Source organism: Microbacterium sp. ProA8 (assembly GCF_039905635.1).
In the GTDB taxonomy this organism is placed as follows: Bacteria; Actinomycetota; Actinomycetes; order Actinomycetales; family Microbacteriaceae; genus Microbacterium; species Microbacterium chionoecetis.
This window is the reverse complement of sequence record NZ_CP157000.1, coordinates 3,911,063-3,933,917: the sequence shown is the minus strand read 5'-3', so window position 1 is coordinate 3,933,917 and position 22,855 is coordinate 3,911,063. Positions and strand designations below refer to the sequence as shown.

Here is a 22,855-nt window from a genome sequence, read left to right as displayed (position 1 = left end):
TCTTAGGCTCTTGAGCAGGAGGTCCCCATGCCACAGGCCGTCATCGTCGACGTCGTCCGCACCCCGTCGGGTCGCGGCAAGCCCGGCGGCGCGCTGAGCGCCGTACACCCGGTCGACCTCGTCGCCGGAGTGCTCACGGCGTTGCTCGAACGCAACGGGCTGGAGTCGCGGAAGATCGACGACGTGCTGATGGGCTGCGTCAGCCAGATCGGCGACCAGGCCCTCAACATCGCCCGGCAGGCCGTGCTCGCCGCCGGCTTCGACGAGACCGTGCCGGCCGCGACGATCGACCGCCAGTGCGGGTCGAGCCAGCAGGCGGCGCACTTCGCAGCACAGGGCGTGATCGCCGGCGCGTACGACATCGTGATCGCGGCCGGCGTCGAATCGATGAGCCGGGTGCCGCTCGGCTCGTCGGCCCACGGCGGCACCGTGTCGGACGGCGTCGCCCGCCGCTATCCCGAGGGCCTCGTGAACCAGGGCGTGTCGGCGGAGCTCATCGCGCAGCGATGGGGCTTCAGCCGCGAGGAGCTCGACGCCTTCTCGGCCGAGTCGCATCGACGGGCGGCGGATGCCTGGACCCGGGGTGCGTTCGATTCGCAGGTCGTCCCGGTGCTCGCGGGCGCCCCCGACGCGGTCGCGTTCGACGAGACCGTGCGGGCGGGAACCACGGCCGCGTCGCTGGCAGGCCTGAAGCCCGCCTTCCGCACCGACGCGCTCGCCGCGCGGTTCCCTGACCTCGACTGGCGCATCACAGCCGGCAATTCGTCGCCGCTCACGGATGCGGCATCCGCTGTCCTCATCATGAGCGAGCAGAAGGCCGCCGAGCTGGGGCTGACGCCCCGGGCGCGCTTCCACTCGTTCGCCGTGGTGGGCGACGACCCGATGATGATGCTGACCGGTCCGATACCCGCGACCAAGCGCATCCTCGAGCGCAGCGGTCTCGGTCTCGACGACCTCGACGCGTACGAGGTCAACGAGGCGTTCGCATCGGTGCCGCTGGCGTGGCAGCGCGAACTCGGCGCCGACCCGGCGAAGCTCAACCCGTGGGGCGGCGCGATCGCGCTCGGGCACGCCGTCGGCGCATCGGGCACGCGCCTGCTCGGCACGCTCGTGGCTCAGCTCGAGGCGACCGGCGGCCGCTACGGCCTGCAGACGATGTGCGAGGGCGGCGGCATGGCCAACGCGACGATCATCGAGCGCCTGTAGCGGTGTGACTTTCCGGCCCTGCCAGGATGGCCGGTATGGAAGAGGTCGAGGTCGTCGTCGCCCACAGCCAGCGGGCGACGCTGCGCGTCGGCGACGTCTTCCTGAAGGTGGACGCCGACCCGGCGCATGCCGACATCGAGGTGCGGGCGATGGCGCTGGCGCCGATCCCGACGCCGGCGGTCCTCTGGCGCGAGCCGCCCGTGCTGGCGATCGCCGCGGTTCCCGGCACCGCGCTCGGCATCCTCGGTGAACCGTCGCCCGCGTCGTCGACGGCGTGGGCCGCTGCGGGTGCCGCGATACGGCGGCTGCACGACGCGCCGCTGCCGCCGTGGCCGGGGCCCCGGCTCGACGACCTGGCGGCGGAGCTCGAAACGGAGTCCGCGTGGCTTCTCGAGCACGCCGTTCTGCCCGCCGAGGTGATCCGGCGCAACCGCGAGATCGCCGAGGGCGCGCTGCGACAGTGGAAGCCCGTGTTCATGCACGGCGACCTGCAGATCACCCACGTCTTCGTCGACGGCGACCAGGTCACCGGCATCATCGACTGGTCCGAGGCGGCGCCCGGCGACGCGATGTTCGATCTGGCCATCCTGACGCTCGGGCACGAGGAGCGCCTGGACGATCTGCTCGCGGGCTACGGCCAGGACGCGGACCGCGAGGTGATCCGCGCCTGGTGGTCGCTGCGCAGCCTGACCGCGTCGCGCTGGCTGATCGAGCACGGCTTCGATCCGGATGTGCCGGGCTGCGAGTTCGACGTGCTCCGCGCGCGAATGCGGGACTACTGAAGCGGACCGCGCGCGGCACCGTTTCGTCTCGCTCGTTCCTCGCTCGCTCAACGACCGGTGGGAGCGCGCAATCCCGCGGTGCAAGCGGTTGCGAGAACCGGAACCGAACGGATGCCTCGGCCTCCGGCATCCGCTCCATGAAAGCCTTCTCATCATGTAAGCGCTTGCAGTTCTCGCAAGCCCGGTGCTAGTGTCGGCCGCACATTGCGCCATCCAGGCACGTCGCCGTGCCGCCTCATCCAGGAGCTCCTGTGTCGAAGTCGACCTCAGCCCGTGCCCGCATCCTCGCTGCATGCCTCACCGCAGCAGCGCTCGTCGTGACGGGGGGAGCGGTCGCGATCGCCCCCGCTGCGGCCGCCGAGCGCACCTTCGCGCTGGTCGGCAACCTGCAGTCCGAGCTGGGCTGCCCCGACGACTGGCAGCCCGCCTGCGCGGCGACCGAACTCGCACCGACTGAGACGGCGAACATCTACGCCGCCGAGTTCCAGGTGCCCGCCGGGTCGTACGAGTACAAGGTCGCCGTGAACGACGCGTGGGACGAGGCGTACGGGCTGAACGGCGGCAACGACAACATCCCGCTGACCGTGGCCGGTCCCGCGACGCTGCGCTTCGTGTTCGACGACACCACCCACCGCGTCGGTGTCGAGGTGAAGAGCCTCCGCGCCGGGTACACCGCCGACGACGACGCCCTCGTCGCCGCTCCGGTGCGACAGCCGGGCAGCCAGGAGCAGTTCTACTTCGTCATGACCGACCGCTTCGCCGACGGCGACGCGTCGAACAACGAGGGCGGGCTCACGGGCGACCGCCTCGCGACCGGGTACGACCCGACTGACAAGGGCTTCTACACGGGCGGCGACATCGCCGGCCTCCGCCAGAAACTCGACTACATCGAGGGCCTGGGCACGACGGCGATCTGGCTGACGCCGAGCTTCAAGAACAAGCCCGTGCAGGGCGAGGGCGCGAACGCGAGCGCCGGCTACCACGGCTACTGGATCACCGACTTCACGCAGATCGACCCGCACCTCGGCACCAACGCCGAGCTCCAGGCGCTCATCGAAGAGGCGCATGCCAAGGGCATCAAGGTCTACTTCGACATCATCACGAACCACACGGCCGACGTGATCGACTACGCCGAGGGCCAGTACTCCTACATCGACAAGACGACGAGCCCCTACACGGATGCCGCCGGCACGGTGTTCGACCCCGCCACCCACGCCGGCACCGGCTCGTTCCCGGCCCTCGACCCCGCGACCTCGTTCCCGTACACGCCGAAGTTCGCCCCGGGCGGCGAGGACGCGAAGACCCCGGCCTGGCTCAACGACCCCACGCTGTACCACAACCGCGGCAACTCGACCTGGACGGGCGAGTCCGTGACGTACGGCGACTTCGACGGTCTCGACGACCTCATGACGGAGCATCCGACCGTCGTGAACGGGTTCGTCGACGTGTACCAGGACTGGATCGACCTCGGCATCGACGGCTTCCGCATCGACACCGCCAAGCACGTGAACTTCGAGTTCTGGGAGCAGTGGACCACCGAGGTGCTCGACTACGCCCGCGACGTCAAGGGCAAGGACGACTTCTTCATGTTCGGCGAGGTCTACGACGCCGACCCGGTCAAGCTCTCGCCGTACGTCCGCGACAGCGACATGTCGAGCGTGCTCGACTTCACCTTCCAGTCATCGGCCGTGAGCTTCGCGTCGGGCAACAGCGCGAAGGGGCTGCAGAGCCTCTACGCCGGCGACGACTGGTACACGACGCCCGACTCATCGGCGACGGCGCTGCCGACGTTCCTCGGCAACCACGACATGGGTCGCGTCGGCTACATGCTGCAGTCGACGCCGAACGCCTACGAGCGCGATCTGCTCGCGCACGACCTGATGTTCCTCGGCCGCGGCCAGCCCGTCGTCTACTACGGCGACGAGCAGGGCTTCGCCGGTACCGGCGGCGACAAGGACGCCCGCCAGACGATGTTCGCGACGCAGGTCGCCGCGTACCAGAACCAGAACCTCATCACGGGTGCCACCGCCGGCTCCGTCGACCGCTACGACACTTCCGCGCCGATCTACGAGCGGATCGCCGACCTCGCCGCGCTGCGCGAAGCGCACCCGGCGCTCGTCACCGGTGCGCAGATCGAGCGCTACGCCGACAGCGGCGCCGGCGTCTACGCCTTCTCGCGGGTGGACCGCGTCGAGAAGGTGGAGTACCTGGTCGCCCTCAACAACACCGCCTCCGACAAGACCGTGAGCCTCACGACGCTCACCGACGGCGCGTCGTTCGCGCCGGTGTACGGCACGACCAACGGGATCTCGACGGATGCCGCGGCCGCGGCATCCGTCACCGTCCCGGCTCTGTCAGCCGTCGTCTACCGCGCCGACCGGCCGGTGACCGCGCCCGACGCGCCGCTCGCCGTCACCGTGTCGGTGCCCGGCGCAGGCGCTGCGGTGACCGGCTCGGCGCCGGTCTCGGCCGATGTCGACGACTCGACCTGGACCGAGACGAGCTTCGCGTGGCGGGTCGTCGGCTCGGACGAGTGGCACAAGCTCGGCACGGCAGAAGACACCGACCCCCGCGTCTTCCACACCCTGGGCGACCTCCCCGGCGGCACGCTGGTGGAATACCGCGCCGTGACGACGGATGCCGCCGGCGCCCACGCCGCCGCGTCGACCTACGCCTCTGTGGGCAACGCTGTGACGCTCGACGTGCCGGAGGAGCCGGAGTCGCCGATCTCGATGGTGACGGTGCCCGGCAGCCTCAACTCCGAGATGGGCTGCGCCGGCGACTGGGCTCCGGGCTGCGAGGCCGCGAAGCTCACGCTGCGCGCCGACGGCATCTGGGCCGGCGCGTTCGACCTGGAGCCGGGCGACTACGAGTACAAGGCCGCGATCGACGGGTCGTGGACGATCAACTACGGCGCCAACGGCGTGCCGGGCGGACCGAACATCGCCATCACACACGCGGGCGGCCCGATCTCGTTCTACTTCGACCCGCGCACGAACATCGTGCAGTCGACCGCCGAAGGCCCCATCGTGACGGTTCCGGGCTCGCACCAGAGCGAGAGCGGCTGCGCGGGCGACTGGGCACCGGACTGCCTCGCGAGCCTCATGGCCGACGGCGACAAGGACGGCGTCTACGAGCTGACCCTCGACCTGCCCGCCGGTGCGTACGAGGGCAAGGTCGCGCATGGCATGAGCTGGAGCGAGAACTACGGCGTCGGCGGCGCTCCGGGCGGCTCGAACTATTCGTTCACCGCCGAGGACGGCGTGCCGGTGCTCTTCCGCTACACGGTCGCCACCCACGTGCTGCAGATCGGCGACGGCCTTCCGGGCCTCGGCGAGGAGCGCGCGCACTGGATCGACGAAGAGACGCTCGCGTGGCCGGCGGATCTCGGCGCCGATCCGGCCGAGGCGTCGTGGCAGCTGCACGCGTCGGCGGCGGCATCCCTCGCTCTCGAAGACGGCGAGGTGACCGGCGGCGACACGATCGACCTCACCCGCGTCGACGGTGATCTCACTGAGGCGCAGCAGGAGCGGTTCCCGGCCCTCACGAGCTACGTCGCCCTGCGCGTGCCGGACGGAACGGATGCCGCTGCCCTCCTGCGCGGCCAGCTGCTGGTGTCGCAGCGCGACGCCGACGGCACCGTGCGCGCCTTCACCGGGGTGCAGATCCCGGGTGTGCTCGACGACCTCTACGCGGATGCCGTCGCCGACGCCGACCTCGGCGTCACCTTCGCGAAGGACAAGCCGACGTTCCGCCTGTGGGCGCCGACCGCCCAGAGCGCGACGCTGCTCACCTGGGACCCTTCGACAGGCTCAGGGACCGCCGACGAGGAGCCCGTGCGCCACGAGGCGACGTGGGACGCGGCATCCGGAATCTGGACCGTCAAGGGCGGGAAGGCGCTGAAGGGCGACGAGTACCTGTGGGAGGTCGTGGTCTACGCACCCACCACGGGAGCGATCGAGACCAACCAGGTCACCGACCCGTACTCCGTCGCGCTGACGACCAACTCCGAGCGGTCGGTCGCGATCGACCTCGACGACAAGGACTGGCGCCCGAAGGGATGGGAGAAGACGAAGGCGCCCGTCATCGACCGCCCGGTCGACCGCGCGATCTACGAGCTGCACGTGCGCGACTTCTCGATCTCGGACGAGACGGTGCCCGAGGACGAGCGCGGCACGTACCGGGCGTTCGCGGGTGACAGCGCGGGGACGGCGCAGCTGCGACAGCTCGCGGACGCCGGCATCAACACCGTGCACCTGCTGCCGACCTTCGACATCGCCACGATCCAGGAGGACCGCACCCAGCAGGCGGTGCCCGACTGCGACCTGGCTTCGATGCCGGCCGACAGCACCGAGCAGCAGGCGTGCATCGAGCCGATCGTCGACGCCGACGGCTTCAACTGGGGCTACGACCCGTACCACTTCTCGGTTCCCGAGGGCTCGTACGCGGTCGACCCGGAGGGCGGCGCGCGCGTCGCGGAGTTCCGCTCGATGGTCGGCGCGCTGCACGGCATGGGACTGCAGGTCGTGCTCGACGAGGTGTTCAACCACACGTCGTCGTCGGGACAGGCCGACACCTCGGTGCTCGACCAGGTCGTGCCCGGCTACTACCAGCGCCTGAACATCGCCGGCGGCGTCGAGACCTCGACCTGCTGCCAGAACGTGGCGACCGAGCACGAGGTGGCCGAGAAGCTGATGGTCGACTCCGTCGTGCTGTGGGCCCGCGAGTACAAGGTCGACGGCTTTCGCTTCGACCTCATGGGCCACCACTCGAAGGACAACATGCTGGCGATCCGCGACGCCCTCGACGAGCTCACCCTCAAGAAGGACGGCGTCGACGGGAAGGCGATCTACCTCTACGGCGAGGGCTGGAACTTCGGCGAGGTTGCGAACAACGCCCTGTTCGAGCAGGCCACACAGGGGCAGCTCGGCGGCACGGGCATCGGCACCTTCACCGACCGTCTCCGCGACGCGGTCCACGGCGGCAGCCCGGTCGACGCCGGCTCGAAGTTCTACCAGGGCTTCGGAACCGGCCTCGCGACCGACCCCAACGGCAGCGACCAGTCGGCGCCCGGTGATCCGTTCGCCGATCTCGCCCACAAGACCGACCTCGTCAAGCTCGGGCTCGCGGGCAACCTGCGCGACTTCTCGTTCACGTCGTCGGACGGCACGCTCAGGGCGGGCGACGAGCTGGACTACAACGGCTCACCCGCCGGGTACGCGGACCAGCCCGACGAGGTCATCACGTACGTCGACGCGCACGACAACGAGACGCTGTACGACCTCGGCGTCCTCAAGCTGCCGGCCGATACGCCGATGGCCGACCGCGTGCGCATGAACACGCTGTCGCTCGCGACGACGACCTACGCCCAGACCCCGTCGTTCTGGCACGCCGGCACCGAGCTGCTGCGCTCCAAGTCTCTCGACCGCAACAGCTACAACTCCGGCGACTGGTTCAACCGGATCGACTGGACCGGACAGGAGTCGACCTTCGGCTCCGGGCTGCCGCGCGAGGCCGACAACGGCGACCACTGGGACGACCTCCGGCCGCTGCTCGCCGACCCCGCGAACAAGCCCGGTGCGTTCGACATCGCCACGGCCGAGGCATCCGCTCTCGACCTGCTGCGGGTGCGCGACGAGGTGGGCCTGTTGCGTCTCGGGTCTGCCGAGCTCATCGGGCAGAAGGTCTCGTTCCCGAACAGCGGAACGGATGCCGCTCCCGGCGTCATCGTGATGCTCATCGACGACGTGGTCGGCGAGGACGTCGACCCGAAGCTGAAGGGCGCCCTCGTGGTGTTCAACGCCGGGACCGAGCCGACGACGCAGACGGTCGAAGCGCTCGAGGGTCGCAAGTTCTCACTGGCACCCGCGCTCGCGGACGGCTCCGACCCCGTCGTCAAGACCACGACGTGGGATGCCGCCACAGGGACGATCACGGTGCCTGCCCGCACCGCCGTGGTGCTGGTCGAGACCCAGCGGCGCTGACCATCCGGTGCCCGCCCGTCGCGACGGGCGGGCACCGGACTGCCGGCTACGGAAGCGCGAGCTCGTACACCTCGTCATAGTCGGTGTAGGTGACGGTCACGGTGATCGGCCGTTCGGTCAGCTCGTCGGAGAGCGCGAAGACGTGCGTGGTCGGCGACATGTCCGCCGTGCAGACCTCGTGGGGCGATGGACCGAACTCGATGCGCACCGCGCCGGGGTTCACCACCTCGGGTTCGGAAGGGACGGGCGGGCAGCTGCCGCTGCCCATCGTGATGACCGCGAACTCGTCGTCGTCGATCCAGCCGGCGGACGGCTGGCCGGTGAGGGGATCGGGGGCGGGGCCGTCCCAGCCGTCGGGGATGCCCTGGATGGTGCTGTCGGCCTCGGATCCGTCGCCGCCAGGGCCGCCGTCTGCGCAGCCGGTGACCGCGAGCACGGCGAGCGCCAGCGACGCGATGAGCCCGGCGGCCACGATGGAGCGCCTCGGCGTCACAGGCTCAGGTTGAAGAGGAGTGTGTCGGCGGCGCGCGACAGCACACCGAGTTCGTAGGGCACGACCATCAGGGCGATCACGGCGAAGATCGCGATCGTCGAGACCGTCGCGCGGCGGATGATGCGGTCGACGAGCAACCCCAGCACCGTGGCGATCGCGAGCGTCCCGCCCGCCACGCTCGCGAACGCCATGCGCACGTACGCCTCGGGGTCGGGTGCCGACCAGCTGGTGGTGAGCAGCCCGAGCGTCACCGGTACGACGATCAGGGCGCCGACCAGCAGGATGGGGGCCGAGAAGCCTCGCAGGCTCGTGCCGGGCCGGGGCTTCGTCGCGACGTCCGTCATGGCGCGAGCCTAGCGTCAGAGCGGGCTTCCGATGCGGACGAGATTGCCGCTCCGGTCGACGACGGCGAACTCGCGCATGCCGTACTCGGTGCTCATCGGCGCCTCGATGCGGCTGCCGGTCGCCGGGTCGGGCTCGACCGCGTCCTGCCACTCGTCGAACAGCTGCTGCGCATCGTCCACATAGAGGTAGCACATCGACGAGGTGCGGAGCGGATCGACCGACGGATCCTCGACGAAGTGCAGCTCGGCGGTACCGCGACCGATGATGAGGTACCGCCACTCCTCGGGAGGTGCCCCGCGATTCTCGAAACCCAGCGTCTCGAAGAACGCAAGCGTCTCGCGGAGGTCGCGGCTGAGGAGGATCGGGACGGCGCGCTCGTTCACACGCGCAGGCTAGCGCGGCGCGGCCCTTCCCCGACAGTGGCCAGAATGCGGGTGATCGGAGCGCGTGGTCAGAGGGCGTCGAGGACGGCGGGGCCGAAGACGGCGACGGCTGCGACGGCGACGCCGGCCGCCGCGACGGCGGCGATCGCGATGACGAGGATGTTGCCGCCGATCGTGAGCAGCAGCGCCACCGCAGGGGAGAGCTCGCGGTGACGGGCGACGGGGATCGACGTGGTGCTGGCCATGCTTCGACGCTACGGAGGCGACGGCCGCGAGGCGTCCCTCGCGAGTCGCATCCTGGTCCGCCGCGAGGATGACGCTCGTGCCGCGATCACCCGCAGGATGTCGCAAAAAGATTCTCGGAAGAAGTGTCGACATCGCCCGCCCCCGTGCGACGACCCGAGTGAGGCTGGCGCCGGCCCGCCCGCAACGGAAGGATCACACCATGAAGTACATGATGTTCGTCGTCACCTCGCTCGAGCCCGACGCCGAATCCGACGAGTCCGACGTCGACCTGTGGGTCGATCCCCTCGACGCCAGCGGCAAGCGCGTCATCGGCGAGGTGCTGGCCCCGCAGACGGAGTCCACCGTGGTGAAGGTGCGCGGGGGCAAGGTGCTCACGGCGCGCGGCCCGTACGTCGAGACCGCCGAGGTCATCTGCGGCTTCGACATCCTCGAGGTCGACAGCCTCGACGAGGCCATCGAGATCGCGTCGCGGCATCCGATGGCCCGCAACGGCCAGCTCGAGCTGCGGCCGTTCATGGTGTGGCCAGACGCCGACGCGGCGGCAGAAGACTCCCGCGCGCACGCGGACGTCTGAGCCGCGGCATCCGGGATTCGAAAGGGCGGCTACTGGGGGAGCCGCCCTTTCGGCGCGTCTGCGGGTGCGCGGACGTATGGCCTCCGCGCGATTCGATGGTTTACCTACCAGATAGTTGGAAGTCCATGTAAAATCGCCGATGTGCCAACGTCGGCACGATCGCGTTGATCAGGATGCCCCACGAGGGCGTGCTGCATCCCTGAAGGAGCAACGGTGTCCACGATCACCCCCCTCACCTCGAGCCTCACGACCGAGGAGCGCGACGCGATCCTCGATGCCGTCCGCGACTTCGCGCAGAACGAGCTCGCGCCGAACGCACTGGAGTGGGACGCGAAGTCCTTCTTCCCCCGCGACACGCTGCGCAGCGCCGGCGAACTCGGCCTCGGCGGCATCTACGTCCGCGAGGATCTCGGCGGGTCCGGCCTGTCGCGCTCCGACGCCGCCGCCATCTTCGAGGAGCTGGCGAAGGGCGACCCCGCGATCGCTGCCTACATCTCCATCCACAACATGGTCGTGTGGATGATCGACACGTACGGCAGCGACGCGCAGCGCACCGAGTGGCTGCCGCTCCTCACCTCGATGTCGGGCTTCGGCAGCTACTGCCTCACCGAGCCGGGTGCCGGGTCGGATGCCGCGGCCATCACCACGAGCGCCATCCGGGTCCCCGGCGAGAACGGTGGGGGCGAGAACGGTGGCGACGAGTATGTGCTCACCGGCGTCAAGCAGTTCATCTCGGGTGCGGGCGAGGCATCCGTCTACATCGTCATGGCGCGTACCGGCGAACCCGGGGCTCGTGGCATCACGGCGTTCCTCGTCCCCGCCGACGCCCCTGGACTCTCGTTCGGCGCGATCGAGCACAAGATGGGCTGGAACGCGCAGCCGACCCGCCAGGTGATCCTCGACGAGGTGCGCGTGCCCGCGGCGAACATCCTCGGCGGCGAGGGAGAGGGCTTCAAGATCGCGATGTCGGCCCTCGACGGCGGCCGCATCAACATCGCCGCCTGCTCGCTCGGCGGCGCGCAGTGGGCTCTCGATCGCGCCGTGCGCTACGTGCACGAGCGCTTCACGTTCGGCGAACCGCTGGCCGAGAAGCAGGCGGTCGTCTTCACCCTCGCCGACATGGCCACCGAGCTGCACGCCGCGCGGGCACTGGTGCGGGGCGCCGCCGCGGCGCTCGACGCGAAGGAGCCCGACGCGTCGCAGCAGTGCGCGATGGCCAAGCGGTTCGCGACCGACGCCGGCTTCACCGTCGCCAACCAGGCGCTGCAGCTGCACGGCGGCTACGGCTACCTTCACGACTACGGCATCGAGAAGGTGGTGCGGGATCTGCGCGTGCATCAGATCCTGGAGGGGACCAACGAGATCATGCGCGTGATCATCGGACGACAGCTGCTCGCGCACTGACCATCGTCGATCGTTCCAGAACACCGACGAGGAGATCCGACATGAAGATCGCATTCCTGGGGCTCGGCCACATGGGCCTGCCGATGGCGAAGAACCTGGCGGCGGCCGGCCACGAGGTGAGGGGTTTCGACGTCATGCCCGCCGCCGTCGAGACGGCACGCACGGCGGGACTCGCCGTCGCGGAATCGGGAACGGATGCCGCCACCGGCGCGGACGTCGTCATCACGATGTTCCAGACCGGTGCGCAGGTGCTCGACGCCTACCGCGGCGAGGGCGGCACCACGGGGCTGCTCGGGGTCGCGGCATCCGGAGCACTGTTCATCGACTGCTCGACGATCGCCGTCGACGAGGCCCGCGCCGCGCACGCGCTCGCCGAGGCGGCCGGGCACCGAGCGCTCGACGCCCCGGTGTCGGGGGGAGTCGTCGGCGCCGAGAACGCCACGCTCGCGTTCATGGTCGGCGGGACGGACGAGGACTTCGAGGCGGCCCGCCCGCTGCTCGAGGCGATGGGCCGCCGCGTCGTGCACTGCGGCGGTGCGGGGCTGGGGCAGGCCGCGAAGGTCTGCAACAACATGATCCTCGCCGTGTCGCAGATCGCGGTCGCCGAGGCGTTCGTGCTGGGGGAGCGGCTCGGGCTGTCGCACCAGGCGCTGTTCGACGTGGCGTCGAACGCGTCGGGTCAGTGCTGGGCGCTCACGACGAACTGTCCGGTGCCGGGGCCGGTGCCCACCAGCCCCGCGAACCGCGACTATCAGCCCGGCTTCGCCGGCGCCCTCATGAACAAGGACCTCGGCCTCGCCGAGCACGCGATCTCGGCGACGGGCGTCGACGCGCGCATGGGCATGCTGGCTCGCGAGATCTATGCGCAGTACGCCGCCGGCGAGGGCGCGTCGCAGGACTTCTCGGGCATCATCAACACCATCCGCGCCGAGTCCGCCTGACCCCGGGTGGCCGGACGCACCTCCCGGTCCACCCGATGCCCTGTCCTTGTGCTCGCGTGTCCCGATTTCTTGCGTACGCGCGGCGTCTTGTAGGCGAATCTGGGACATGATGACCGGGAATCGGGACATGCAATCGAGAAGCGGGGACGCGCGTCCCCCTGACGGGAACGGAGCCCCCATGGCCGAGCACGAGACGACTCCGCCGACGACCGAGCACGAGACGACTCCGCCGACGACCGAGCACGAGACGACCGGGCACGAGACGATCGTGTACGAAACGATCCTGGTCGAAACGCGCGGGCGGGTCGGGTGGATCACGCTGAACCGGCCGGAGGCGCTCAACGCGCTGAACACGCAGGTGTGCCGGGATGTGGTGGCGGCGGCATCCGTCTTCGATGCCGACGAGCAGATCGGCGCGATCGTCGTCACCGGATCGGAGCGTGCGTTCGCCGCGGGCGCCGACATCAAGGAGATGGAGTCGAAGTCGGGGCTCGACATGCTGATGGGCGACCACTTCGGCGGCTGGGCGCAGTTCGCCGCCGTGCGCACGCCCGTCATCGCCGCCGTCTCGGGCTACGCGCTCGGCGGCGGATGCGAGCTCGCGATGATGTGCGACATCATCCTCGCCGCCGACACTGCGAAGTTCGGGCAGCCCGAGATCAACCTCGGGGTCATCCCCGGCATGGGCGGCTCGCAGCGGCTCGTCCGCGCGGTGGGCCCCTACAAGGCCGCCGAGCTGATCCTCACCGGACGGATGATGGATGCCGCCGAAGCCGAGCGCTCCGGACTCGTCTCGCGCGTCGTGCCCGCCGCCGACCTGCTCACCGAGGCGCAGAAGACGGCCGACAGCATCGCGGCGAAGAGCCTGCCGTCGCTGTATGCCGCGAAGGCCGTGCTGGACGCCGCGCTCGAGACGTCGCTGGCCGAGGGCCTCCGGCTCGAGCGCCACGTGTTCGCGAGCCTCTTCGACACCGCCGACCAGAAGGAGGGCATGGCCGCCTTCCGCGAGAAGCGCGCCCCCGGGTTCACGGGCCGCTGACGCGTTTCGTCTCGGTCGCTGGCACTCCCTCGCTCAACGACCGAGGAACGTTCTCCCGGTCGTTGAGCGAGCGAGGAACGAGCGAGACGAAACGCCTGCACCCAGGCGTATTCGTTCGGTTCGGCGCGTTTCGTCTCGGTCGCTGGCGCTCCCTCGCTCAACGACCGGGATTACGAACGCCTGCACCCGGCGTATCCGTTCGGTTCGGGGCGTTTCGTCTCGCTTCGCTCGCTCAACGACCGAAAAGTCAGAGGGGGTCGGGCTGGGGCTTCGGCTCGGTGAAGTCGCCGGCGTCCTTGCGGAAGCGCGCGATGATCCGCACGAGCTCTGTCGTGTCGGCGTCGGTGAGCCCGGGGTCTTCGAACACCTCGGCGTTGAGGGCGGCGGTGGCGCGCTCCACCAGCTCGCGGCCGGCGTCGGTGAGCACGAGCATGGCGGCGCGCCCGTCGCCGGGGTGCGGCTCCCGCGAGACGAGACCGTCGCGGGCCAGCCGGTCGACGGTGTTCGTCACGCTGGTCGGATGCACCTGCAGGCGGGCGATGGCGCTGGCCATCGGCATCCGTCCCTCGCGTGTGAAGCCGAGCAGGCGCAGCAGCTCGTATCGCGCGAACGAGAGTCCGAAGGGCCGCAGCGCGGTGTCGATGCGCGCGAACAGGAGCTGCTGCGCCCGGATGATCGACGTCACGGCGGTCATGCCGGCCGCGGCGGGTTCCCAGCCATGGGCGATCCACTGGCGCTTGGCTTCGGCGATCGGGTCGACCGGAAGACGTTTGGGTGCTGCCATGACGACCTCCTCCTTTCACCGTACCGGTAGGCAGTGGATGAGTCGGATTCGGATGCCGCGAACGGGCGTTTATGTATACACACACCGGGTCAGCGGGAGGTCTTGTCGGTGCATTCCCTGCGATTGGGTACATTGCGCGGCGCGCCCTAGACTCGTGCGCAGCGTGAGGAGATCGTCATGAAGATCGTCGTCCTGGTCAAGGAAGTCCCGGATACCTACGGGGATCGCAAGCTGTCGCTGGAGACCGGTCTGGCCGACCGCGGCGCGAGCGAGACGGTGCTCGATGAGATCGGTGAGCGTGCGCTGGAGGTCGCCTTGTCGTATGCCGACAAGACGCCCGGCACCGAGGTGGTGGTGCTCTCGATGACCCCGGCGTCCGCGTCGGCGACCGTGCGCAAGGGACTCGCGATGGGTGCCGCGTCGGCCGTGCAGGTCGTCGACGAGGCCCTTCTCGGCGCCGACCTCGGACTGACCGCCGAGGTGCTCGCGGCCGCGCTGCAGCGGACCGGCTTCGACCTGGTGATCGCCGGCAACCAGTCGACCGACGGCACCGGCGGCGTCATCCCCTCGATGGTGGCCGAGATCCTCGATGTGCCGAGCGCGACCTACCTGAGCGCCGTCGAGATCGGCGACGATGCCGTCTCGGGCGCTCGCGCCTCGGACGGCGCCACGATGCAGGTGACGGCGCCGCTTCCCGCGGTGATCTCGATCACCGAGGCGCTCCCCGACGCGCGCTTCCCGAACTTCAAGGGCATCATGGCGGCGAAGAAGAAGCCGTTCGAGACGCTGTCGCTCGCCGAGCTCGAGATCGACGCGCATGACCCGGCCGCGTCCCGGTCGATCGTCATCGCGCTCAGTGAGAAGCCGCCGCGCGAGGCCGGCGTGAAGATCGTCGACGAGGGCGACGCGGGTCAGAAGCTCGCGGACTTCCTCATTCAGAACCGGCTTGCGTGAGGGTGCGTGCGTGATGACGTTTGCAGATGACTCGATCCTGGTGTTCCTCGACACGACCCCCTCGGGCGGGCTCGCCAAGTCGGCGGCCGAGGTGCTGGGCGCGGCCGCCTCGGTGGGCACGCCGGTCGCGGTGATCGTCGGCGACGCCGCGTTGGCGACGGATGCCGCAGCCCTCGGCGCCGCGTCGGTGCTGGTCGCCGCTCCCGGCGACGGACTCGGCGCCACGGCGGTCGACGCGCTGACGGCGGCTGCCGACGAGGTGCGACCGGACGCCATCCTCGTCTCGCACTCGGTGGAAGGCCGTGAGGTCGCGGGCCGGTATGCCGCGCGCACCCGGTCGGGTCTCGCCGTGGATGCCGTCGGCGTCTCGCGCGACCCCGAAGGCGTGATCGCACACCACTCGGTCTACGGCGGCGCATACAACGTCGACGCCGCCGTCACGTGGGGTGCGCCGGTCATCACGATCCGTCAGGGATCGGTGGATGCCCGCGCCGACGCCGTCGCCGGTGTCGAGGCCGAGCCGCTCGAGGTGCGCCCTTCGGGACGCCGTGCGGCGACGGTGACGTCGGTCGACGAGACCGTGGTGTCGTCGACGCGTCCGGAGCTGCGCGGTGCGACGAAGGTCGTCTCCGGAGGCCGCGGGCTCGGATCCGGCGAGAAGTTCGTCCTCGTGGAGCAGCTCGCCGACGTGCTCGGCGCAGCGATCGGCGCGTCGCGCGCCGCGGTCGACGCCGGCTACGTGCCGTACTCGTACCAGGTCGGGCAGACCGGGGTGTCGGTGGCACCGCAGCTGTACGTCGCGCTGGGCATCTCGGGCGCGATCCAGCACAAGGCCGGCATGCAGACGGCGAAGACGATCGTCGCGATCAACAAGGACGCGGATGCCCCGATCTTCGAGATCGCCGATTTCGGCGTTGTCGGCGATCTGTTCACCGTGGTGCCGCAGCTGATCGCCGCGCTCGAGGCGAAGAAGGCGTAACCGGGGATGGCGACGTTCGGTTCCACGGTGCGGCGCGGGCTGCCGCGCGTGCCCGGCGGCGAGCCCTGGCCGCCCGCCGGTACCGCGCCGGTGCCGAACGGCGACGGGCGCCTTTCGCCGGAGACGGTTCCAGCCGCGGAGTCCGTCGAAGCGTCCGTGGCGGACGGCCCTTCGACAAGCTCAGGGACCGGTGGTGCCGGCGTGGCCGGCGTCGCGGGCCAGACTCCGGTCGTTGAGCGAGCGAGGAACGAGCGAGACGAAACGCCCCGGGTCGACGTGCAACCGGTGGCCGTGGCATCCGCCGGCGCAGGCCGCCCTCTGCGTCGTGGCCTGCCGCGTGTGCCGGGCGGCGAGCCCTGGCCGCCCGCCGGCATCGCGCCGGTACCCGACGACGACGGGCCGGTTGCTGTGGCCCCGGTTGCCGAGTCTGTCGAAGCCCCCGTGGCGGACGGCCCTTCGACAAGCTCAGGGACCGGTGGTGCGGGCGTGGCCGGCGTCGCGGCCCAGGCTCCGGCCGTTGAGCGAGCGAGGAACGAGCGAGACGAAACGCCGGGGGTCGACGTGCAACCGGTGGCCGCGGCATCCGCCGGCGCAGCCCGCCCTCTGCGTCGAGGCCTGCCGCGCGTGCCGGGCGGCGAGCCCTGGCCGCCCGCCGGGTTCGCACCGAGCGTCGCAGCGGTCCCGGTCGTTGAGCGAGCGAGGAACGAGCGAGACGAAACGCCCAGAACCGACGCCGAGCTCGAGGTTCGCGACGTCTCAACGTCGGACACCGAAGCGTCGCTCGCTCCACGAGCGCCCGCCGCTCCGGCCGCTTCCGGCACGGTGACCGGGGTGCCCCTGTCGCAGCCATTGCCGTTCCCGCGCACCGTGTGGGCGGGCGCGGCCGCACGCACGCGCCGCGCGCCGGCGGCGGAGCCGAAGCGGATCGGCCCCTTCACCCGAGGCCAGTGGGCGGGCGCCGTGATCGTCGGGGGCGCCGGCCTCCTCTACGCCGCCGCGATGGCCGTGTTCGCGGTGCGCTGGCTGCTCAGCACGCAGTGGGGTGCCGACTTCCTCGCGACGTACCCGGGGGAGTACCACCTGCCCGAGGGAGCGCCGGTCGGCTTCCCGGCGTGGCTCGGATGGCAGCACTTCTTCAACTTCTTCCTGATGGTGCTCATCATCCGGTCGGGTCTGCGCGTGCGCACCGAGAAGCGGCCGACCGCGTTCTGGTCGCCGCGGAACAACAATCGACGCAAGATCAGCCTGAACCTCTGGTTCCACCAGTCGCTCGACATCCTGTGGCTGGTCAACGGCGTGGTGTTCGTGGTGCTGCTGGTCGTGACCGGGCAGTGGATGCGCATCGTGCCGACGTCGTGGGAGGTGTTCCCGAACGCCCTCTCGGCGGCGCTGCAGTACGTGTCGCTCGACTGGCCCACCGAGAACGGGTGGGTGAACTACAACGCGCTGCAGCAGCTCGCCTACTTCGCCACAGTGTTCATCGCGGCGCCGCTGGCCGTGATCACGGGCGTGCGGATGTCGGGCGTGTGGCCCAAGAACGCCGCCGGGCTGAACAAGGCGTATCCGGTGGAGTGGGCTCGTGCCGTGCACTTCCCGGTGATGCTCTACTTCGTGGCGTTCATCGCCGTGCACGTCTTCCTCGTGCTCGCCACCGGCGCGCTGCGCAACCTCAACCACATGTACGCCGCCCAGGGGTCGGCCGACCCGGACGCCTACGCGGCCAACTGGACGGGTTTCTGGTTCTTCGTCGCCTCGCTCGTGGTGATCGCAGCTGCCTGGATCGCTGCTCGCCCACTCGTGCTCGCGCCGATCGCCCGTCTCTTCGGCAAGGTCTCCGGGCGCTGACGTCCGCTTGACGCCCGAGGCGTTTCGTCTCGCTCGTTCCTCGCTCGCTCAACGACCGGGCCCCACTTGCGGGTCGTTGAGCGAGGGAGCGCCAGCGACCGACGCGTTGTGTCGCGGTCGAGGCGTTTCGCTGGCCCCTCCGCCGCTCGCTCAACACCGGGGCGGAAGCGTCGGGACGACCGAGCGCCGTCTCGAGGGCAGCGACCGCCGTCAGCCGTCGACGCGGATGCCGGCGAGATCGGCGAGCGCCGGTGCGATGAACTGAAGCTGATCGGGCGAGATCGTCGCGCCGCGGAGGCCTTCCAGGCCCACCACCTGAGCGATCTCGGCTCCCCGCAGATCGACGTCGGTGAACCGCGCGCCGCTCGCGTTCAGCGTGGCGATGCGGGTGGCCTCGAAGGCGACGCGGCGGGCCGCGGCATCCATCAGATCGATCTCGTCGATGGTGCAGTCGATGAAGGCGATGTCGAGCAGCTCTGCGGCGCGCAGGTTGACGTACCCGAGCTTGCAGCGGGTGAATCGGATGCCGCGCCACGACGCGTCGTACGCCTCGAAGGATCCGAACCTGCTGTCGCGCACCTCGACGTCGCGCCACCCGCTGCGGGCGCCGGATACCGCGGGGATGTCCGCCCCGGTGATCACGGATTCGAGGATGTGCGCGCCGCGCAGCGTCCAGCTGCCGACGGCCAGGCCGTCGAAGCGTGTGCCCTCGACGGTGTCGCCGACGCGGAGCTCCCACTCCTCGCGGACGACATCGGCGTAGGCCACGCCCTCGAAGCCCGCGGAGCCGAATGACGCCGGGTCGCCGACGGCGAGGTCTGAGAGCACGCTCTCGTCGAAGTCGAACTGGGGAGCCTGCGTCCCCTTGCCTCTGCGCGACGCCTTGGTCCGTATTGCCACCCCTGCACCCTAGCCCGCCGTCACGACACGACGACCGCCGCCGCGTGCCATCCTGGGTCGCATGACCCTGCGCCGCATCAGTCTGGTGATTCCTCCGGTGGGCCCGTGGCGCGCGCAGGCGCGCTGGTACCGCTGGGCCGACGAGGTCGGCTACGACGTCGCCTACACCTATGACCATCTCACCCATGCGACGGCCCGCGGCGAGTGGCTCGGCGAGGCATTCACCACCCTCACGGCGGCGGCGGGGGTCACCGAGCGCATCCGGCTGGGGACCCTCGTGGCCTCCGCCGTGTTCCGCCGGCCGGTCGCACTCGCGCGGGCGGCGATGACCGTCCAGGACATCTCCGAAGGGCGACTGGTGCTCGGGCTCGGCCTCGGAGCGCCCCCGTGCGAGCTCGCCGATAGCGGCGAGAACTCGACCTTGGGCGAGATGTCGGCTCGTTTCGCCGACGTCGTCGAGGGCTATCGGGCGGTGCTCGACGGCGCCACCGAGTGGCAGGGCAAGAGGATGTCGTTCACCGGCCTCGAGACGACGGGCCGCCCGGACGGCGTGGACGCGCCTGAGCTGCTCCTGGCCGCTCACGGACCGCGCGCGCTGGCATTGGCCGCGCGGTACGCCGACACGTGGAACACCTACGGCGGGCCCGGGTCGACGCAGCTCGACGCCGACGAGTACTGGCAGCTGATCGCGCAGCAGGCCACCGGCTTCGCCGCGGAGTGCGACCGTGTCGGTCGCGACCCGTCCACCGTGCGACGCTCGCTGCTGCTGGGCTTCGGCCGCGTGCGCCCGACCTCCGATGTCGACGCCTTCATCGCGGCGGCAGAGCATGCGGCGGGCCTCGGTGTGGACGAGCTCATCGTCTACGGTCCCGAGTCGCCTGCCGGCATGGGCTCCGACCCCCGCGTGCATGAGCGGGCCCTCGGCCAGCTGCGCTGAGGTCATGAACGCTGCACGGCCGCCCCGGGAGATGCGCCCATCGTGTGGCCGGGCGGCGGGTGGGGGATAACCCGAAGACAAGACTCCGGCTGCCTCGGGCGCGCTCGGCGGCTCACGCGCCTACCGTAAGGGGCATGACCTCCTCGGACTCTTCTGCCGTCCACCCGGTGACGCGACCCGCCCAGGTGGCGGGCGCCATCGCGCAGCTCGCCGCGCTGGGCGTGATCGGCGTCGCCGCTTTCTCGCTCGTCGTCTCGCTGCTGGGCGTCGGCGTCGCCCTGGTGTTCGTCCTCGGCATCGGCCTGCTCGTGCTCGTCGGCCTGGTCTACGTGCTGTTCGCGCTCGGGTGGCTCGAGACGCAGCGGGTCGACGGCCTCTACGGCTTCGGGCTCCCGGTGCTCCGTCCGCGCAGGAGCGGACGACCCGGATTCGGCGGCGCGATGCGCACGATCTGGATGCAGGCGATCGACCCCCTCACTTGGCGGGCGATCGCGAACCTCGCGATCGCGACGATCCTCGGGTGGGTCGTGGTGGCCCTCGCCGGACTCCTGGTCTCAGGCGCCGTGCTCGCCTTCACGCCGCTCTTCGCCGAGGCGAGCGCGGTGCGACTGGCACGCACGGGCATCGAGGTCCCGCTCGCGTGGGCGGTGCCGGTGGGCATCATCGCAGTGCTCGTCGCCGCAGCCGGCCTGGTCGGGCTCGGTGTGCTCCACGGCATCATCGCGCGCGCCGTCATGGTGCCGTCCCGCGAGGCGCAGCTCGCCGCGGAGGCGCGCGTCTCGAGCCAGCAGCACGCCGGTGCGGTGCGGGCCGCCGACGTCGAGCGCACGCGCATCGAGCGCGACCTCCACGACGGCGTGCAGCCGCGGCTGGTGTCGGTCGGCATGACGCTGGGCCTTGCGCAGCAGAAGATCGACGCCGACCCGGAGGCCGCACGGGCGCTCATCGCCGAGGCGCACACCTCGACCAAGGCGGCCATCACCGAGCTGCGGCAGCTGGCCCGCGGCATCCATACGTCCGTCCTCGACGATCGCGGTCTCGACGCCGCCCTCTCGGCGCTCGTGGCGCGCTCGGTCGTGCCGGTGCACACCGACGTGCGGCTCGACGGCCGCTGCAGCCGTGAGACCGAAGCGGCGGCGTACTTCGTGATCGCCGAAGCGCTGACCAACGCGGCGAAGCACTCGCGCGCCACCGAGGTGCGGGTCGTCGCGCGGCTGCGCGAGCCAGGCACCCTCTGGGCCCGCGTGGAAGACAACGGCGTGGGCGGTGCGCGGGTGATCGCCGGCGGCGGTCTCGACGGCATCGTCAACCGCGTCCTGGCGGCCGGTGGCGAGGCCCGCATCGACAGTCCGGCCGGCGGACCGACGAGCGTGGAGGTGAGCATCCCATGCGCGTCCTGATCTGCGAAGACTCGGCCCTGCTGCGGGCGGGCCTGGTGCGCGTGCTCGAAGACGCCGGCCACGAGGTGGTCGCCGCCCTCCCCGACGCCTCACGCCTCGACGAGACCGTCGACCGTACCGCCCCCGAGCTGTGCATCCTCGACGTGCGCCTGCCGCCGAGGTGGACCGACGAGGGCATCCGTGCGGCGCTGTCGCTGCGCGCACGGCTGCCCGAGCTGGCGGTGCTCGTGCTGTCGCAGTACGTCGAGGAGCGCTACGCCGCCGACCTCATCTCGTCCAGCGGCGGGGCGCTCGGCTACCTCCTCAAGGACCGGGTGGCCGACGTGACCGACTTCCTCGAGGCGATCGAGCGCATCGCCGCCGGTGCGACGGTGCTCGACCCGGAGGTGGTCGCACAGCTGCTCAGTCGCCGCACGCGGGACGAACGGATGCTGCGCCTCACCGACCGCGAGGCGTCGGTGCTCGCGCTGATCGCGGAGGGCCGCTCCAACCAGGCGATCGCGAAGACGCTGCACGTCACAGAGGGCAGCGTCGAGAAGCACATCACCGCCGTCTTCCAGAAGCTGAACCTCGAACCCGACGAGTCGGGCAATCGCCGCGTGCTCGCGGCGATCGCCCACCTCGAGCACGGCGGCGGGACGCCGCCTCCCCCGCCGGCACCTCCGTCACAGACACTTCCTTCGCAGACACCGGGCGGCCGCGGGCCGCAGACAGGAACGAACCGATGAGCACCACCATGACGCCTCCGCCTCCTGCCGCTCCCGAACGCCCCGCCGACGCGCCCCAGGCGCCTGCGGGCGGGTCGCGCGTCGTCGCGATCGTCATCATCGTGCTGGGCGCGGTCGTGCTGCTGGGCACGATGACGTCGGCCCTGTTCGGGACGATCGCATCGGCATCCGTCCACACCTCGACGCGCTCCCTCGACGTCGCCGGAGTCGGCGAGCTCGACATCGACGCCGCCGCGGGAACACTGCGCGTCGAGTTCACCGACGTGGAGCAGGCCGAGCTCGAGGTCACCAGCTCGTGGGGCGCCGAGAACTGGCGCTTCGAGCGCGAGGGCGACACGCTCGAGGTGGCATCGCCCGATCGGCTCGGATGGTTCGGCTGGCGCGGCTGGTTCGGCGACGGCGGAGCGGATGCCGTGCTGCTGCTGCCCGCCGCCCTCGAGGGCCTCGACGCGGACGTCTCGCTCGCGGCCGGTGAATTCGTCACCGACGGCGACTTCGGCGAGCTCGACCTCTCGCTCGCGGCCGGGTCGTTCGACGTGTCGGGATCGGCGGAGTCGCTGAGAGCCGACGTCAGCGCCGGACGCGGCACGCTCGAACTCGACGGCGTGACCGAAGCCCAGCTGACGGTCAGCGCCGGTTCGCTCGACGCCGTTCTCACCGGGGACGGACCCGACGTGATCGAGGCCGATGTGAGCGCCGGCACGCTGCGGATGACCGTGCCGGAAGGCGAGTACGACGTCACGTCGGACGTGTCGGCCGGTGAGTTCGAGAACGAGATCGGCTCGACCCCGGGCGCGTCCAGCACGGTCCGCGTGCAGGTGTCGGCGGGCCAGGCCGTGCTGAAGGCCGGGCGCTGACGCACTGGACTACTCGGCATCGGGACGTCGTCGCGGCTCTGCGGCGGCGTCCCGGTCCGTCGCTCGGTCGGGCC

The 22,855-nt window shown here is 70.7% G+C and carries 20 protein-coding genes; 14 read left to right on the top strand and 6 right to left on the bottom strand.

Going from position 1 to position 22,855, the window contains the following annotated elements:
• Positions 1-27: 27 nt before the first annotated feature.
• The 3 genes from ABG085_RS17555 to pulA all read left to right on the top strand — a co-directional run bounded on the left by ABG085_RS17555 (position 28) and on the right by pulA (position 7,972).
• On the top strand, positions 28-1,206 hold the full coding sequence (locus ABG085_RS17555; RefSeq protein ID WP_347977030.1) for a thiolase family protein: 1,179 nt from the start codon (positions 28-30) through the stop codon (positions 1,204-1,206).
• A 35-nt stretch (positions 1,207-1,241) separates the two neighbouring features.
• Positions 1,242-1,988, top strand: a complete 747-nt coding sequence (locus ABG085_RS17550) for an aminoglycoside phosphotransferase family protein (RefSeq protein WP_347977029.1) — start codon at positions 1,242-1,244, stop codon at positions 1,986-1,988.
• A gap of 251 nt (positions 1,989-2,239) precedes the next feature.
• Positions 2,240-7,972, top strand: coding sequence for a pullulanase-type alpha-1,6-glucosidase (gene pulA, locus ABG085_RS17545; protein ID WP_347977028.1), 5,733 nt, complete (start codon positions 2,240-2,242; stop codon positions 7,970-7,972).
• Between the two features lie 46 nt (positions 7,973-8,018).
• Here pulA and ABG085_RS17540 read toward each other — a convergent pair whose 3' ends face one another.
• The 4 genes from ABG085_RS17540 to ABG085_RS17525 all read right to left on the bottom strand — a co-directional run bounded on the left by ABG085_RS17540 (position 8,019) and on the right by ABG085_RS17525 (position 9,438).
• On the bottom strand, positions 8,019-8,465 hold the full coding sequence (locus ABG085_RS17540) for a hypothetical protein (RefSeq protein WP_347977027.1): 447 nt from the start codon (positions 8,463-8,465) through the stop codon (positions 8,019-8,021).
• Positions 8,462-8,809, bottom strand: coding sequence for a hypothetical protein (locus tag ABG085_RS17535; RefSeq protein ID WP_347977026.1), 348 nt, complete (start codon positions 8,807-8,809; stop codon positions 8,462-8,464). Before ABG085_RS17535 ends, ABG085_RS17540 begins: the two co-directional genes overlap by 4 nt.
• A gap of 15 nt (positions 8,810-8,824) precedes the next feature.
• Entirely contained in the window at positions 8,825-9,193 is a 369-nt protein-coding gene (locus ABG085_RS17530) for a VOC family protein (RefSeq protein ID WP_347977025.1), read from the bottom strand.
• A 68-nt stretch (positions 9,194-9,261) separates the two neighbouring features.
• The gene (locus ABG085_RS17525) at positions 9,262-9,438 is read right to left on the bottom strand and encodes a hypothetical protein (protein WP_163620097.1); all 177 of its coding nucleotides are present in this window, start codon (positions 9,436-9,438) and stop codon (positions 9,262-9,264) included.
• Between the two features lie 200 nt (positions 9,439-9,638).
• Between ABG085_RS17525 and ABG085_RS17520 the strand changes: the two genes are divergently transcribed.
• The 4 genes from ABG085_RS17520 to ABG085_RS17505 all read left to right on the top strand — a co-directional run bounded on the left by ABG085_RS17520 (position 9,639) and on the right by ABG085_RS17505 (position 13,397).
• Entirely contained in the window at positions 9,639-10,013 is a 375-nt protein-coding gene (locus ABG085_RS17520) for a YciI family protein (protein WP_347977024.1), read from the top strand.
• Between the two features lie 222 nt (positions 10,014-10,235).
• Positions 10,236-11,417 carry an acyl-CoA dehydrogenase family protein gene (locus tag ABG085_RS17515; RefSeq protein WP_347979235.1) on the top strand — a complete coding sequence of 394 codons (1,182 nt, stop codon included), beginning with the start codon at positions 10,236-10,238 and terminating at the stop codon, positions 11,415-11,417.
• A gap of 41 nt (positions 11,418-11,458) precedes the next feature.
• On the top strand, positions 11,459-12,358 hold the full coding sequence (mmsB, locus tag ABG085_RS17510; RefSeq protein ID WP_347977023.1) for a 3-hydroxyisobutyrate dehydrogenase: 900 nt from the start codon (positions 11,459-11,461) through the stop codon (positions 12,356-12,358).
• Between the two features lie 178 nt (positions 12,359-12,536).
• Positions 12,537-13,397: an enoyl-CoA hydratase gene (locus tag ABG085_RS17505; RefSeq protein WP_347977022.1), complete on the top strand. Its 861-nt coding sequence runs from the start codon at positions 12,537-12,539 to the stop codon at positions 13,395-13,397.
• 247 nt (positions 13,398-13,644) lie between these two features.
• Here the strand turns inward: ABG085_RS17505 and ABG085_RS17500 are convergent, their stop codons facing one another.
• Complete coding sequence (locus tag ABG085_RS17500) at positions 13,645-14,181, bottom strand: MarR family transcriptional regulator (RefSeq protein ID WP_347977021.1); 537 nt, start codon at positions 14,179-14,181, stop codon at positions 13,645-13,647.
• Between the two features lie 177 nt (positions 14,182-14,358).
• Here ABG085_RS17500 and ABG085_RS17495 point away from each other — a divergent pair, with 177 nt between their 5' ends.
• From ABG085_RS17495 to ABG085_RS17485, 3 genes are all read left to right on the top strand, one after another.
• Positions 14,359-15,135: an electron transfer flavoprotein subunit beta/FixA family protein gene (locus ABG085_RS17495; RefSeq protein ID WP_347977020.1), complete on the top strand. Its 777-nt coding sequence runs from the start codon at positions 14,359-14,361 to the stop codon at positions 15,133-15,135.
• 13 nt (positions 15,136-15,148) lie between these two features.
• Complete coding sequence (locus ABG085_RS17490; protein ID WP_347979234.1) at positions 15,149-16,114, top strand: electron transfer flavoprotein subunit alpha/FixB family protein; 966 nt, start codon at positions 15,149-15,151, stop codon at positions 16,112-16,114.
• Between the two features lie 831 nt (positions 16,115-16,945).
• Positions 16,946-17,959 carry a cytochrome b/b6 domain-containing protein gene (locus tag ABG085_RS17485; protein ID WP_347977019.1) on the top strand — a complete coding sequence of 338 codons (1,014 nt, stop codon included), beginning with the start codon at positions 16,946-16,948 and terminating at the stop codon, positions 17,957-17,959.
• A 210-nt stretch (positions 17,960-18,169) separates the two neighbouring features.
• Here the strand turns inward: ABG085_RS17485 and ABG085_RS17480 are convergent, their stop codons facing one another.
• Complete coding sequence (locus tag ABG085_RS17480; protein ID WP_347977018.1) at positions 18,170-18,859, bottom strand: pentapeptide repeat-containing protein; 690 nt, start codon at positions 18,857-18,859, stop codon at positions 18,170-18,172.
• 61 nt (positions 18,860-18,920) lie between these two features.
• Here ABG085_RS17480 and ABG085_RS17475 point away from each other — a divergent pair, with 61 nt between their 5' ends.
• The 4 genes from ABG085_RS17475 to ABG085_RS17460 all read left to right on the top strand — a co-directional run bounded on the left by ABG085_RS17475 (position 18,921) and on the right by ABG085_RS17460 (position 22,781).
• Positions 18,921-19,796, top strand: coding sequence for an LLM class flavin-dependent oxidoreductase (locus tag ABG085_RS17475; protein ID WP_347977017.1), 876 nt, complete (start codon positions 18,921-18,923; stop codon positions 19,794-19,796).
• Between the two features lie 134 nt (positions 19,797-19,930).
• On the top strand, positions 19,931-21,196 hold the full coding sequence (locus tag ABG085_RS17470; RefSeq protein ID WP_347977016.1) for a histidine kinase: 1,266 nt from the start codon (positions 19,931-19,933) through the stop codon (positions 21,194-21,196).
• Complete coding sequence (locus tag ABG085_RS17465) at positions 21,184-21,924, top strand: response regulator transcription factor (RefSeq protein WP_347977015.1); 741 nt, start codon at positions 21,184-21,186, stop codon at positions 21,922-21,924. Before ABG085_RS17470 ends, ABG085_RS17465 begins: the two co-directional genes overlap by 13 nt.
• The gene (locus tag ABG085_RS17460; RefSeq protein WP_347977014.1) at positions 21,921-22,781 is read left to right on the top strand and encodes a hypothetical protein; all 861 of its coding nucleotides are present in this window, start codon (positions 21,921-21,923) and stop codon (positions 22,779-22,781) included. Before ABG085_RS17465 ends, ABG085_RS17460 begins: the two co-directional genes overlap by 4 nt.
• Positions 22,782-22,855 lie beyond the last annotated feature (74 nt).

Bases quoted from the DNA above. Each gene is read 5' to 3' on its own strand.
- ABG085_RS17555 (WP_347977030.1), top strand. From the start codon at position 28: ATGCCACAGGCCGTCATCGTCGACGTCGTCCGCACCCCGTCGGGTCGC.
- ABG085_RS17550 (WP_347977029.1), top strand. From the start codon at position 1,242: ATGGAAGAGGTCGAGGTCGTCGTCGCCCACAGCCAGCGGGCGACGCTG.
- ABG085_RS17535 (WP_347977026.1), bottom strand. From the start codon at position 8,809: ATGACGGACGTCGCGACGAAGCCCCGGCCCGGCACGAGCCTGCGAGGC.
- ABG085_RS17525 (WP_163620097.1), bottom strand. From the start codon at position 9,438: ATGGCCAGCACCACGTCGATCCCCGTCGCCCGTCACCGCGAGCTCTCC.
- ABG085_RS17520 (WP_347977024.1), top strand. From the start codon at position 9,639: ATGAAGTACATGATGTTCGTCGTCACCTCGCTCGAGCCCGACGCCGAA.
- mmsB (WP_347977023.1), top strand. From the start codon at position 11,459: ATGAAGATCGCATTCCTGGGGCTCGGCCACATGGGCCTGCCGATGGCG.
- ABG085_RS17505 (WP_347977022.1), top strand. From the start codon at position 12,537: ATGGCCGAGCACGAGACGACTCCGCCGACGACCGAGCACGAGACGACT.
- ABG085_RS17500 (WP_347977021.1), bottom strand. From the start codon at position 14,181: ATGGCAGCACCCAAACGTCTTCCGGTCGACCCGATCGCCGAAGCCAAG.
- ABG085_RS17495 (WP_347977020.1), top strand. From the start codon at position 14,359: ATGAAGATCGTCGTCCTGGTCAAGGAAGTCCCGGATACCTACGGGGAT.
- ABG085_RS17490 (WP_347979234.1), top strand. From the start codon at position 15,149: ATGACGTTTGCAGATGACTCGATCCTGGTGTTCCTCGACACGACCCCC.
- ABG085_RS17475 (WP_347977017.1), top strand. From the start codon at position 18,921: ATGACCCTGCGCCGCATCAGTCTGGTGATTCCTCCGGTGGGCCCGTGG.
- ABG085_RS17470 (WP_347977016.1), top strand. From the start codon at position 19,931: ATGACCTCCTCGGACTCTTCTGCCGTCCACCCGGTGACGCGACCCGCC.
- ABG085_RS17465 (WP_347977015.1), top strand. From the start codon at position 21,184: ATGCGCGTCCTGATCTGCGAAGACTCGGCCCTGCTGCGGGCGGGCCTG.
- ABG085_RS17460 (WP_347977014.1), top strand. From the start codon at position 21,921: ATGAGCACCACCATGACGCCTCCGCCTCCTGCCGCTCCCGAACGCCCC.